The organism is Enterococcus sp. AMC1251, from assembly GCF_058216535.1.
In genome coordinates, this window is sequence record NZ_CM177098.1 from 1,258,565 (window position 1) to 1,270,929 (window position 12,365).

The following is a 12,365-nucleotide window of genomic DNA, read 5'->3' on the forward strand; positions in this document are numbered from 1 at the left end:
AATGAAGGAAATTACAACAGCGAATTATCTTGACGACATCAACGCTTTTTCAGCCCGTAACGAAGAACCTACTTGGATGACCGACTTACGTGTAGCGGCTTTAGAAAAAGCTGAAAACTTAGAATTACCAAAGATCGAACGCGTGAAATTTCACCGTTGGCCTTTGTTTAACGTGAATACTGAAGAGTATGCACCTGAAACGATGAACATCCCAAGCTTTGACTCAATGAAAGACAATCCTGTAATTGTGCAACAAGGATCGATCACAGCTTTTGAACAACTTTCAGCGAAATTAGCCGAACAAGGGGTGATTTTCACTGACATGTTTACAGCGTTGCAAGAACATGGCGATTTAGTCAAAGAATATTATATGAACAAAGCGGTTGAAATGGATGAAGATAAATTAACAGCATTCCATACAGCCTTTATGAATAGTGGTGTGTTCTTATACGTACCGAAAAATGTTGTTATTGAAGAACCGATCGAAGCAATCTTTATCCAAGATTCAGCGAGTGAAGAATCATTCTTCAAACATGTATTGATCGTAGCGGACGAACATAGTGAGTTTAGCTATTTAGAACGATTCCAAACAATTGGCGAGCAAAAAGTTAAAGTGTCAGCGAATATCGTGGTTGAAGTGATTGCAAAAGCTGGTGCAAAAGTGAAATATTCAGCTGTCGATCAATTAGGCGAAAATGTTTCAACTTACATGAATCGTCGTGGACACATTATGCGTGATGCATCAGTTGATTGGGCCTTAGGTGTAATGAATGACGGTGATGTGGTTGCTGATTTTGATTCAGATTTAGTGGGTGAAGGTTCTCATTCAGAAGTCAAAGTTGTGGCAATCAGTGCCGGTAAACAAACACAAGGAATCGATACGCGTGTAACCAATAAAGCCTCTTACTCTGTAGGACATATTTTACAACACGGGGTTATCCGCGAACGTGGTACGCTAACATTCAACGGAATCGGACACATCTTAAAAGGCGCTAAAGGAGCAGATGCGCAACAAGAAAGTCGTGTCTTAATGCTTTCTGATAAAGCTCGTGGCGATGCAAACCCAATTTTATTGATCGATGAAAATGAAGTAACCGCAGGACATGCAGCCAGTGTCGGTCGTGTTGATCCAGAAGAAATGTACTACTTAATGAGCCGTGGGTTACGTAAAGATGATGCAGAACGTTTGGTTATCCGTGGCTTCTTAGGTTCAGTGATCACAGCGATTCCTGTGAAAGATGTGCAAAAAGAATTTGTAGACGTAATTGAAGGGAAGTTGAATGCATGATAAACGCAGATAAGATTCGGCAGCAGTTTCCCATCTTGTTTCAAGAAGTAAATGACGAGCCGCTTGTTTATCTGGATAATGCAGCAACAACTCAAAAGCCCAAAGCAGTTTTAGATAAACTGACCTATTATTATGAACATGATAATGCTAATGTCCACCGTGGTGTGCATACCTTGGCAGAACGTGCGACGAAAGAGTATGAAGAAGCTCGTGAAAAAGTTAGAGCCTTTATCAATGCGAAAGAAACAGCAGAAACGCTCTTTACTCGAGGCACAACGACGAGTTTAAATTGGGTCGCAAAAAGTTATGGTGATTTAGCGGTTGAAGCAGGGGATGAAATCGTGATTTCTTACATGGAACATCACTCTAATATTATCCCTTGGCAACAACTAGCGGAACGTAAAGGCGCTACCTTGAAATATATCGAGATCACAGCAGATGGCTTTTTAGATATGGAAAGTGCAAAACAACAAATCACGGATAAAACCAAGATTGTTTCTATCGCGCATGTATCGAATGTTTTAGGCGTGATCAATCCAGTGTCAGAGTTGGCTAAGCTAGCTCATAGTCACGGTGCTGTCTTAGTTGTCGACGGTGCGCAAGCTGTCCCTCATATGCCAGTAGATGTTCAAGCAATCGATGCTGATTTTTACGCATTCAGTGGGCATAAAATGTGTGGTCCAACTGGAATTGGTGTATTATATGGAAAACGTGAATTACTAGATCAAATGGAACCCGTGGAATTTGGTGGGGAAATGATCGATTTCGTGAATTTGCATGACAGTACGTGGAAAGAACTGCCTTGGAAATTTGAGGCAGGAACCCCAAATATTGCTGGAGCAATCGCTCTAGGTGCGGCAATCGATTTTCTAACGGAGATTGGTTTAGAAGAAATTCATCAACATGAAGCAGAATTAGTAGCTTACGTGTTGCCAAAACTATTAGCGATCGAAGGTCTGACGGTTTACGGACCACAAGATCCAGCTCATCATACAGGCGTTTTAGCGTTTAATTTAGATGGCTTACACCCACATGACACAGCGACAGCCTTAGATATGGAAGGGGTAGCGGTTCGTGCAGGACATCATTGTGCGCAGCCATTACTGAAATATTTAGACGTTCCAACGACAGCTCGTGCAAGTTTCTATCTTTATAATACCAAAGCAGATGCTGATCGATTGATCGAAGCAATTTTAGCGACAAAGGAGTTTTTCCAACATGGCTCTATCTAGATTAGATAATTTATACCGTCAAGTGATTTTGGATCATTCAAGTCATCCTCATCATCATGGAACATTGGCAGAATCAAGCAAGAAAATCGAAATGAATAACCCAACTTGTGGCGATGTGATCGAATTGCAAGTAGCTATCCAAGACAATGTCATTAAAGATATTGCCTTTAGTGGAAGTGGCTGTTCGATTAGTACGGCGAGTGCTAGTATGATGACAGATGCGGTGATTGGGAAAACCTTAGCCGAAGCAGAACAGTTGGCTGAAGATTTTTCTCAATTGGTACAAGGAAATGATGTACCGGAAGAAGAAAAACTAGGTGACGCAGCAATGCTTAGCGGTGTGGCTAAATTCCCCGCACGGATCAAATGTGCAACATTGGCTTGGAAAGCGTTAGAACAAGCAGTTGAAAATGACGGACAAGGAACCGCAGGACAATTACATTGTGAAGAATAGAAAATTAGTGAGAAATCAAATAACTCGAAACTAATCGTTTGATTCTCAACCTAAGAAAGTGAGCGTGAGATAATTTGAGTACTGTACCTGAGTTAGAAGAATATCAATTTGGTTTTCATGATGATGTGAAACCAATTTTCAGTACGGGAAATGGACTAACAGAGGAAGTTGTTAGAGAAATTTCACGTAAAAAAGAAGAACCAGAATGGATGTTAGAGTTCCGGTTAAAATCATTGGAACAATTCAACAAAATGGCTATGCAAGAATGGGGACCAGATTTATCTGATATTGATTTTGAAAAAATCAAATATTTCCAAAGAGCCAGCGATAAACCCGCTCGTGACTGGGATGATGTACCAGATAAAATCAAAGAAACTTTTGAAAGAATCGGAATTCCAGAAGCAGAACGTGCGTATCTAGCTGGAGCTTCGGCGCAATATGAATCAGAAGTGGTTTACCACAATATGAAAGAAGAATTCCAAAAATTAGGAATCATCTTTACTGATACAGATTCAGCGTTGAAAGAATACCCAGATATATTCAAAAAATACTTTGCAAAATTAGTCCCGCCAACTGATAACAAATTAGCCGCACTAAACTCAGCGGTGTGGTCTGGTGGAACGTTTATCTATGTACCAAAAGGCGTTCGTGTGGATGTACCGTTACAAACATACTTCCGAATCAATGCGGAAAACACAGGACAATTTGAACGTACACTGATTATCGTGGATGAAGGCGCAAGTGTTCACTATGTAGAAGGCTGTACAGCACCTACGTATACAAGCAATAGCTTACACGCTGCGATCGTTGAGATCTTTACTCATAAAGACGCGTATACACGTTATACAACCATCCAAAACTGGTCTGATAACGTTTATAACTTGGTAACAAAACGTGCCAAAGCTTATGAAGGTGCCACAGTTGAGTGGATCGATGGGAACTTAGGTGCCAAAACAACGATGAAATACCCAAGTGTTTATCTAGATGGAAAAGGTGCTCGCGGTACAATGCTTTCGATTGCATTTGCTGGGGAAGGTCAAATTCAAGATACAGGGGCGAAAATGATTCATAATGCGCCAAATACATCAAGTTCGATCGTTTCTAAATCAATTGCCAAAGATGGCGGTGAAGTGAATTACCGTGGTCAAGTAACGTTTGGAAAAGATAGTGCTGGTTCGATTTCACATATTGAGTGTGATACGATTATTATGGATGATAAATCGAAATCGGATACGATTCCGTTTAATGAGATTCATAACAGTCAAGTGGCATTGGAGCATGAAGCGAAGGTTTCGAAAATTTCGGAAGAACAGCTTTATTACTTGATGAGTCGTGGGTTGACTGAGGTTGAAGCGACTGAGATGATCGTTATGGGATTTGTGGAGCCATTTACGAAAGAATTGCCGATGGAGTATGCGGTGGAGCTTAATAGACTGATTTCTTATGAGATGGAAGGCAGTGTAGGATAAACCTGTTATAGGAGCTAGAACCCTTGATATATAAGGATTCTAGCTTTTTTCTTTTATCTTGAAATTAGAAACGACCAGCTTTTGACCAGCTTTTTTACTTATTATCCATCATATCAGCAAATTCTTGACCAGTTTTCTTAGGTGCATTGTTCGTAATATGTGCATAGATGTCTAATGTCACTTTACTATTTTCATGCCCTAATCGTTGTTGAACCACCTTGACAGATTCTCCAGCTTCTAATAGCAAACTAGCATGTGTATGTCTGAACCCATGAGGCGTGATGCGAGTTAAGGTATACTTTTTCAAAATATACCTTAACCAATCATTCACAGTATTTGGAATGTACAGAGTGTTCTTAAGAGTTGTAAAAACATGTTGCTCTTCTGAACTTGTATTATAGCCTAGTTTAAGATAGTCCGTTCTCTGTTGCATCTTCCAATCATTTAAGATTGCGAGAGTCTCAGTATCAAGAGAGATTGTTCTTCTTGAAGCTTTAGTCTTAGGTGTTTGGATTATGATATTCTTATGTTCATCCATCGCTACAGTTTTGTTAACATGTAGTTCCTTATTAAACATATCAATATCTTTCCACTGTAATGCAAGAACTTCGCTTTTTCTCATCCCAGTATATGCTAGTAATCTGAAAAAAGCATACTGCTTAGTGTTTCCAAAGTTCTTGAATGCATCTAATAGGGTATTCAGTTCATCTTTAGTATAGAACTTTCGTTTTTCCTCAACTCTTTATGTTTAGGACGGATTGTTTTTCTCATAGGGTTGCTATCGATGTATTCCATAGAAACGCCATAGGCTAAAATCTGTCCAGTCTGTTTTCGAATAGAGTCCCACATCTTATACTTTGCGTGCCATTTGCTTAAGACTTTCTGGCAATATGGGACAGAGATATCAGTTAACTTCAACTTACCAAACTCAGGTAGTATTTGATTTTTAGCAAACCTAACAGATATTGCTACTGTCGAAGGTTTAACACTTGATCGTTGATGGGTTATCCATTCTTCATACAAGTCCTCGAAAGTCATATCAGAAGCTTTCTTTTTAACTCCATATTTTATCTCGTATGCTAGTTCATCAAGTGATTTTTTTGCCTCTTGCTTAGTTCGAAATCCTCTGCGAGTCGTACTTTCTTTTTTCCCAGTTCTAGGATCAGTTGCAATGTGTCCTTTAAACATCCAAGCTACTTGACCATTTTTCTTTTTGTATTTTGTTATTTTTGGCATTTGTTACTTCCTCCTAAATATTGGTCAATAGATATTGTCTATCGGGAGCAATATTAGAAGTAATATTGTTAATATTCTTAATCTAAGATGTTACGCTTAATATCGCTCCATCTCAAACACCTCCATTATAGTTTTGATTAATCATGATTAATTTTTGTTTGTATTCTTCTGTAGCCACTTGTAATTCAGTAACAGCATCTAGCGAGTAACTTTTTTCTTGGAATCTTTGATTATCATGAAATTCGTCAGTTATGAACTCTTCAATGGTATCAACTGTATTTAAAATGGGATCAATCAATACTTCAATTTTTCCTTCTAACATATCAGATATACTTTCTTGCAAATATAATAGAATTTTATCAATATCAAAATAAGAAATGTTATTGTCCACAGAAATCTTTATTATTTTTGATACACAAGAACGTTGACTATCTCCATCCAGTCGTTTGAAGGAGCTATAAAAGCGATTAGCATTTTCAGGAATGGGTACCATGTTTACAAATTCTTGAAGGGTAATATCTTCATTAATATTTGATAAATAGGTCTTAATAGGTAAAGGAGTATAAGTATTATCAAATAATAAAGAATCTTCATAGAGAAAAATACCTTCTATGTATTCGTCTAGAGTACCGTACTTTATTTCGTCTATTGATATATTTGCAAGGTCAGCAATTTTAGATAGTCTTTCCTCAGAAGGTAAAAATTTTCCTTGTTCCCAGCTATAGACAACCCTTTTATCCGCTGGTGTATCTGGACTAACTAATTTCCCAAACATAGGCTGAGTATATCTATTCTCAGTTCTAATCTTTTTAATTCGTTCTCCTGCAGCAAGTTTTCTCTTTTCTAAAGTTAAGGGATGTGTATTGCCCATAAGGTACCTCCAATCTCTATAAATTGATTATAAGCATATTATATACGGAAAAGGGATGTTTGTCAAGTTTATAAAAAGGCGACTAAAAGGGATGTTTTTTTTGTTGACAAAACATGTACTTCATGGTATACTATATCTAGTAAATGAAAAGGGAGATGATAACTATGATTAAATTATAGAAAGGAGGTAGGATACCATGACTAAACAATCTAATTCATTGGATAGTATCTTGACTGATGCTGTTTGTACAATTATAGATGGAAAAATGACAGAACTGAAAGCTACCATGTTAACGACAACGAATACTGGTAAGCAATATCCTGAGTACATGAAATTAAAAGTAGCGTGTGAATATGCATCTGTATCAAAAAATACTTTAGCTAATTTTATCAATAATCATGGATTACCTATAATAAAAATTGACGGTGTTAAGCGTATAGCTAAATCTGAAATAGATAAGTTTATGCTTAATTACACGTGTTGACTATGTCACACAAGTATCTATTTTCTTTACTTGTAAAGAGAGTTAATAAAAGTTAATTAATATTATAGGAGGATAACAAATGAATAAGAAAGAAAAAGTAAATGAGATAATAGAGCAAATAAATAAGTTGTTTATTACTTTTAGGGGAAAGTATTTATGTCAAGTAGGGAGTGGAGGAAATAGTCGTTTCATAACTACTCAGACTGCTAAATTAACAGATTCTAAAGTCGAAAATCACATTAAGGGAGTTCAAACTATAGGTCTATTACTCGGTGAGGGAGGACTTACAAAATTTTTAACTTTTGATGTCGATATTATGGATGAATATGATAGAAAAAGAACGACTCTGGCACTCGTCGATAAGTTAAATACCTACTATGGGATTCCTATAGAAGATATTCATGTTTGGTATTCTGGATTAAAAGGATATCATGTTGATTTGTACTTTGATGAGCCTATTTGGGAATGTCAATTAGTTCCCTTCTATGAAGAAGTTCTTAGTAAGTTAGATGAGGTGCCAAAACGAATTGAGAGGAGACCTACTACAGGGATGGGAGTAAAATTACCATTGGGCATTCATAAAGTGACAGGTAAACGTTGTCCCTATGTAGATAATCAAACATTGAAACCTTTGTCGATGAAGCACTTTTTATCTATAGAACCTCAATCATTAAATGAATTTAAAGAAAATGTACTAGTTGATTGCTTGAAACCAGCTAAAAAGAAAAAGATAGAATTACTTAATAAGGAAGATAAAAGTGGTGGCTATGAAAGTAAGCTTGATGGGATTGAAGTTCGTAAGAATGTTAAAAACATTTTGAAAGTTGGACATTTACTATTTCCACATACTAGAAATGACTTTACTTACTATGCATCTATGGTTTTTAAGAGTGAAGGCAATAGTATAGATGAGACGGTTTGTTTAATCAGCCAAGTTCTTAATAATACACTCGAAAAACCAAGTACACGTCATTATTTAGATAGTAGTTGGACAATTCAGAGCTTAGAAAGTGAGACTAGAAGGATCGTAGAAAATACGTATAAATATGATTATTCAATTAGTTCTAAAGCTAAAGAAGTAACTTTTTATAAAGAGGAAATAGATATCATTTCTACTATTAAAAAGAGGAATCTTAGACGTCTGATGTTTAGTTTGCTACATCACTCAAAAAAATATGCTCGTGAAGACGGTATTTTTTACTGTACTCATAAAACATTGGCGGAAATGGGGAATGATTCTCACGCTGGACGTAGCATGGAGAATATTAGAAAACTAGAAAAAATGGGGTTTTTAGAAATCATCCGTTTTAAAAAATTTACGCCTGATGGCAAATGCGCTCCAAATATTTACAAAATGTTGATTGACTCAACAGATAGAAAAGAAACTAGTTGGGTAACCTATGATTCATCTGATCAACTTGAACTAGAGGATGTTACAAAAAAATTATACTCGGATAGAGAGTTAAAAGAGTTTGAAAATAAGAGTGATAAAATTATATATACTTTTAAAATTGACAATAAAGAACACCCGTCTAATTAAGACAGGTGTTTTTTATTTAAAGTTTTTTCTTTCAGCTTCTTGTCTTTTTAGTAATTTCATGTAGTCTAATGTTTTTTTCTTATCTTCAATGCTTAAGGAAGCGTATAAGGCGTTGTATTCCTTATCATATGAAGATGTATCTTTATCTATAAAATGGCTCAGAGGAGCTCCTAGGGCTTTTGAGAGTAGTTGTAGATTATCTGTTCGTGGTTCTGTTATTCCTTTTTCCCATCGAGCAATTGCTTGTTGAGAGGTATGAATTTTATTAGCTAGTTGCTTTTGAGTCCAACCTAGTTTCTTTCTGTATTCTTTTATGGCTTTTGCGTATTGTTTTGTTTCAGATTCCATTTTATCCCTCCGCTTAATAATAGGTTACAACAAAACGTTGTATTTAAACATTCAAAAACGGGTTAAACATCATTAAAATAGTTGAATAACAACAAAATGATGTATATAATGTTGTTAAGGAGGAAAAAGATGAAGCAGAAAAAAATACTAAGCAAATATAGGGATAAGAAAGGTTATTCTCAACTTGAGATATCTAGCATGATGTCAGTAACTCAACAATCAATAAGTAGTTGGGAAACAGGTAGGACTATCCCAAAACCTTATCAAATGAAACAATTAGCAGAGATATTAGAGGTTGAAATGGATGAACTTTTCTATGATTTTTTTAACGTAAGTATGGAGGGGAAAAATAATGTATTGTAATAAATGTGGAACTAAGTTAGAAGAAGCTGTAAATTTCTGTTCAGATTGCGGGGCTTCTCAAAGTAAAGAAAAATCATTTAAAGTATCTCAGACGACAGAAGGTGTTAATAAAATAATTAATGAAGTTAAAAAACGAATTAGAAGTGGACAGGAATCAGGAAAGCTTTACATGATAATTGGATGGATAGCTACAATTGTATCGCTCCTTTTTATTCCTGTTCTATTTGGAGCTGTGTCGGTTATTATGGGCTATTTGTATCGTAGTTACGAGGAGAAACACGGCACTATTATAATGATCGCAGGTGTAGCAGGTGCAATCTTAGGCTTTCTTCTTGGAATTGCATCAGTTGGTTACTAGCTGTACCAATATGTAAATCTAATCAGAAAGAGGAACATTTATGAAAAATAAAAAGAGAGTTACATTAGCAACTTGTCTTTTAATAATAGTAATAGCGATGGTTGGCTGTAATAATAAATATAAAGCTAGCTACGGTTACTGGTCAGGAATAGATAATCGTGATCTTGTTACATATGATATTCATATCACTAAAGATCATGTAATCATACTTGAAGATAGTGGAGCTATTAAATATAGATATAAAAAGGAAAGAACAGGTGTTAGAAATACTCTAGTCATCACAAATAAAGAATTATCTAAACACATTAAAGGAATGGATACATCAATGAACTCATCTGTTATGTTGTTTTTGAATGATGATGATAAAGAAAATCCATATGTCTATATGCTGTCAAATATGAATGGCAGATTATCGGATGCCAATTTGTATCCTATAGAAAAAATTGATAGTCCATTGAGTAAAGCTGAAGGATCATCTGGCTCATGGCTCCTTCTAACATTAGTGATTGGGTTGTTTGCATACCTCTATAGGAAAAAGAAGACGAAATAGTGATTAAGATGATACTATTGAGGTAATAAGATTTATGGAGGATGAGATAATGAAAAAAATAACTTTACTCTTTCTATTAATGATTAGTGTTCTATTAACAGGATGTAATCAAGAAAAGGAGAGGCATATTATAGACTCTTCAACAAACAGGCATGGGGAAGCTTCAAGTGTTGAGGAAGTTGTAAATGAAACAAACGAATCTAAAACAGAAAACTCACAACAAAAAATTAAGTCGGATGTTCCATGGAACCAAGAAAAGGATCAAGAACTTAATACATTTATGGATAGCTGGGGTAAAACAATGAATCAAACTTATAAACAATATAGCCCCAATAACAACGTGGATTTATATGGGTTAATGCTACCTGATAAAGTTTTAGATAATAAGAATGGATGGCAAGCAGTTGTAGATGATGTTCCGATTAAAATACAATGGTCTGAGAATGGAGAGGGAGCAACTGGTTACTCCTTAGTTGCTGTTTATTCAGATGCAGATACTCAACCCTACCTTGAAAAGCACGTTTATTTCTTTACTTTTGTGTCAGGTATACCTAAAGTATTAATGACAAAACAGAACCAAGGAAATGAAAATAATTATTTATATTTTAAAGAAACAGAGAACAAAGAACTTAAAGATGGCTTTTTAGAAATTGTCTCGGGTAATAAGAATCATACAACAGATGCAAATAATCAAAATGAATTTAATTTAGGTACGATTGCATATAAAGACTTGAATACAAATGACTATATTCAAGGGAAAGCTCAATGGATGGGGTGTTCAATAGAGGATGATGGGACAACGATAAATTTAATTCCTGCAATGTCTGCTACTATTCAAAATATACAACTATATATATATGGACAAGGTAATACTGATTATTATAATAAATTTCTAGATGCTGCTAAAGATATAAGTTTAAAGACTGGCGGTAAGCCTGTGAGTATTTGGAGTAAAGGTGGAGATGGAGAAGTCATTATAACAACTCAGAATGGGGCTGTTGTCTATAGTATTTAGTTTTGGTAAATATTAAGAAGTAAGATGACCCCACCCCGTTGTTTTATGACCGTAATAAGGGTACCTGAAATGTGAGCTACTAGGCTAACATGGGGTACTCTTTTTTTGATTTTTGCAAAAGGAAAATAAATTTTGATACATGAAACGATCTGAAACAAGCTTTGATAAATGTTGATATAACAGTGTTTTTATGCGTTTCAGGTATGGAGATATAAAATGTAGTTTTTACTCAAAAAACGTTAAAAAGTGCTACAAAGTTGTGGAAGTTATTGCATATGAAACAGACCTGCAAATATTTCATATGTAATTTGAAAAAAGAACGTACTTTCGGTAGACAAAAAAACGGAATATCTCTGTTAATAAACCTTATTTGAAAAAAATCTACTTTTGTGTTAATGTTAATTTATGTCAATTATGAAAGGGTGTTGAGGTTTGGAAGAGCATTTAAAGATTGGGTTTGTTGAACAAATATATCAAGGTTACGAATCAGAAGTAAAGGAAGTTTCCAATAAATATGGAATAACTCATAAGAGTAAAAATTTAAATTTGGCAAAAATAAAAAGGGAAAGTAATTTAAAAGCTTGGATAGATAATCAATCCTCAGAACGATTTATATACTTAGATAAACGTTCATTTCTTTTTATTGATAAGCATGATAAAATTCTAAATGCATATATGTCTGAAGATAATAAAAAACAATTAATAAGGAAGTTCCAGAAAGAAAAGGAGTTAACTTATTTAACAGCTATCATTATATTAAGGAATACATCAATTGAAGAAGAACATGATAAACTTGGACAATTATTTGATGCTTCAATATACGAGGTAGAAAAATATGATACTGAAACTTATGATGAGGCTGTTGAAAAATCAAAAAAAATTCTAGATGACTATGGTGACTATATAAAAAGCGTCCGTATAATTACGAGAGATAGTTCCTCTGGAGATACACCTAGAATTAGTATGTATGAATTATCTGATGGATGTGAATTACTATATAAAGAGGATTGGAGTAAATATAACCCAGTTAATTTTTCCAGTAATAGAGATACTGAAACTATGCCGGGCAAACCAAAAGAATTTCCTGAAAAGAGCAAACCTAAACATGCTAAACTTAAGAAACGAAAAAGAAAACTTGAATAGAGGTAGTGATTGTG

General features: G+C 35.1%; 13 protein-coding genes and 1 pseudogene. 11 read left to right on the forward strand and 3 right to left on the reverse strand.

Features of this window, described 5'->3' with window-relative positions; translation table 11 throughout:
• The first annotated feature begins 1 nt into the window (after position 1).
• From sufD to sufB, 4 genes are all read left to right on the forward strand, one after another.
• The gene (gene sufD, locus AC4BBR_RS05855) at positions 2-1,288 is read left to right on the forward strand and encodes a Fe-S cluster assembly protein SufD (protein ID WP_490461617.1); all 1,287 of its coding nucleotides are present in this window, start codon (positions 2-4) and stop codon (positions 1,286-1,288) included.
• The gene (locus tag AC4BBR_RS05860; protein ID WP_490461618.1) at positions 1,285-2,520 is read left to right on the forward strand and encodes a cysteine desulfurase; all 1,236 of its coding nucleotides are present in this window, start codon (positions 1,285-1,287) and stop codon (positions 2,518-2,520) included. Before sufD ends, AC4BBR_RS05860 begins: the two co-directional genes overlap by 4 nt.
• Positions 2,507-2,974 (forward strand): Fe-S cluster assembly sulfur transfer protein SufU, encoded by a 468-nt coding sequence (gene sufU / locus AC4BBR_RS05865; RefSeq protein WP_069634821.1) that lies wholly within the window; start codon positions 2,507-2,509, stop codon positions 2,972-2,974. Before AC4BBR_RS05860 ends, sufU begins: the two co-directional genes overlap by 14 nt.
• Positions 2,975-3,048: 74 nt before the next feature.
• Entirely contained in the window at positions 3,049-4,443 is a 1,395-nt protein-coding gene (sufB, locus tag AC4BBR_RS05870; protein WP_429949439.1) for a Fe-S cluster assembly protein SufB, read from the forward strand.
• A 94-nt stretch (positions 4,444-4,537) separates the two neighbouring features.
• On the opposite strand, the pseudogene AC4BBR_RS05875 reads toward sufB, so the two are convergent.
• Positions 4,538-5,679: pseudogene (locus tag AC4BBR_RS05875) on the reverse strand (tyrosine-type recombinase/integrase).
• A 112-nt stretch (positions 5,680-5,791) separates the two neighbouring features.
• Positions 5,792-6,550, reverse strand: coding sequence for a helix-turn-helix transcriptional regulator (locus tag AC4BBR_RS05880; RefSeq protein ID WP_490461619.1), 759 nt, complete (start codon positions 6,548-6,550; stop codon positions 5,792-5,794).
• Positions 6,551-6,746: 196 nt separating this feature from the next.
• Here AC4BBR_RS05880 and AC4BBR_RS05885 point away from each other — a divergent pair, with 196 nt between their 5' ends.
• Complete coding sequence (locus AC4BBR_RS05885; protein ID WP_206848672.1) at positions 6,747-7,034, forward strand: helix-turn-helix domain-containing protein; 288 nt, start codon at positions 6,747-6,749, stop codon at positions 7,032-7,034.
• 79 nt (positions 7,035-7,113) lie between these two features.
• A complete protein-coding gene (locus AC4BBR_RS05890; protein ID WP_490461620.1) occupies positions 7,114-8,574 on the forward strand; it encodes a TOTE conflict system archaeo-eukaryotic primase domain-containing protein in 1,461 nt (486 codons plus the stop codon).
• A 12-nt stretch (positions 8,575-8,586) separates the two neighbouring features.
• Here the strand turns inward: AC4BBR_RS05890 and AC4BBR_RS05895 are convergent, their stop codons facing one another.
• The gene (locus tag AC4BBR_RS05895; RefSeq protein WP_490461621.1) at positions 8,587-8,922 is read right to left on the reverse strand and encodes a helix-turn-helix domain-containing protein; all 336 of its coding nucleotides are present in this window, start codon (positions 8,920-8,922) and stop codon (positions 8,587-8,589) included.
• Between the two features lie 129 nt (positions 8,923-9,051).
• On the opposite strand from AC4BBR_RS05895, the gene AC4BBR_RS05900 reads away from it, so the two are divergent.
• The 5 genes from AC4BBR_RS05900 to AC4BBR_RS05920 all read left to right on the forward strand — a co-directional run bounded on the left by AC4BBR_RS05900 (position 9,052) and on the right by AC4BBR_RS05920 (position 12,351).
• On the forward strand, positions 9,052-9,285 hold the full coding sequence (locus tag AC4BBR_RS05900; protein WP_490461622.1) for a helix-turn-helix transcriptional regulator: 234 nt from the start codon (positions 9,052-9,054) through the stop codon (positions 9,283-9,285).
• Positions 9,275-9,643: a zinc-ribbon domain-containing protein gene (locus tag AC4BBR_RS05905; RefSeq protein WP_490461623.1), complete on the forward strand. Its 369-nt coding sequence runs from the start codon at positions 9,275-9,277 to the stop codon at positions 9,641-9,643. Before AC4BBR_RS05900 ends, AC4BBR_RS05905 begins: the two co-directional genes overlap by 11 nt.
• 40 nt (positions 9,644-9,683) lie before the next feature.
• Entirely contained in the window at positions 9,684-10,193 is a 510-nt protein-coding gene (locus AC4BBR_RS05910; protein ID WP_490461624.1) for a hypothetical protein, read from the forward strand.
• A gap of 49 nt (positions 10,194-10,242) precedes the next feature.
• Entirely contained in the window at positions 10,243-11,208 is a 966-nt protein-coding gene (locus AC4BBR_RS05915; RefSeq protein WP_490461625.1) for a DUF4767 domain-containing protein, read from the forward strand.
• Between the two features lie 432 nt (positions 11,209-11,640).
• Positions 11,641-12,351 carry a DUF5986 family protein gene (locus AC4BBR_RS05920; RefSeq protein ID WP_490461626.1) on the forward strand — a complete coding sequence of 237 codons (711 nt, stop codon included), beginning with the start codon at positions 11,641-11,643 and terminating at the stop codon, positions 12,349-12,351.
• Positions 12,352-12,365 lie beyond the last annotated feature (14 nt).

Excerpts from the sequence above, each read along its gene's own strand:
- sufD (WP_490461617.1), top strand. The coding sequence starts at position 2 with ATGAAGGAAATTACAACAGCGAATTATCTTGACGACATCAACGCTTTT.
- AC4BBR_RS05860 (WP_490461618.1), top strand. The coding sequence starts at position 1,285 with ATGATAAACGCAGATAAGATTCGGCAGCAGTTTCCCATCTTGTTTCAA.
- sufU (WP_069634821.1), top strand. The coding sequence starts at position 2,507 with ATGGCTCTATCTAGATTAGATAATTTATACCGTCAAGTGATTTTGGAT.
- AC4BBR_RS05880 (WP_490461619.1), bottom strand. The coding sequence starts at position 6,550 with ATGGGCAATACACATCCCTTAACTTTAGAAAAGAGAAAACTTGCTGCA.
- AC4BBR_RS05885 (WP_206848672.1), top strand. The coding sequence starts at position 6,747 with ATGACTAAACAATCTAATTCATTGGATAGTATCTTGACTGATGCTGTT.
- AC4BBR_RS05890 (WP_490461620.1), top strand. The coding sequence starts at position 7,114 with ATGAATAAGAAAGAAAAAGTAAATGAGATAATAGAGCAAATAAATAAG.
- AC4BBR_RS05895 (WP_490461621.1), bottom strand. The coding sequence starts at position 8,922 with ATGGAATCTGAAACAAAACAATACGCAAAAGCCATAAAAGAATACAGA.
- AC4BBR_RS05900 (WP_490461622.1), top strand. The coding sequence starts at position 9,052 with ATGAAGCAGAAAAAAATACTAAGCAAATATAGGGATAAGAAAGGTTAT.
- AC4BBR_RS05905 (WP_490461623.1), top strand. The coding sequence starts at position 9,275 with ATGTATTGTAATAAATGTGGAACTAAGTTAGAAGAAGCTGTAAATTTC.
- AC4BBR_RS05910 (WP_490461624.1), top strand. The coding sequence starts at position 9,684 with ATGAAAAATAAAAAGAGAGTTACATTAGCAACTTGTCTTTTAATAATA.
- AC4BBR_RS05915 (WP_490461625.1), top strand. The coding sequence starts at position 10,243 with ATGAAAAAAATAACTTTACTCTTTCTATTAATGATTAGTGTTCTATTA.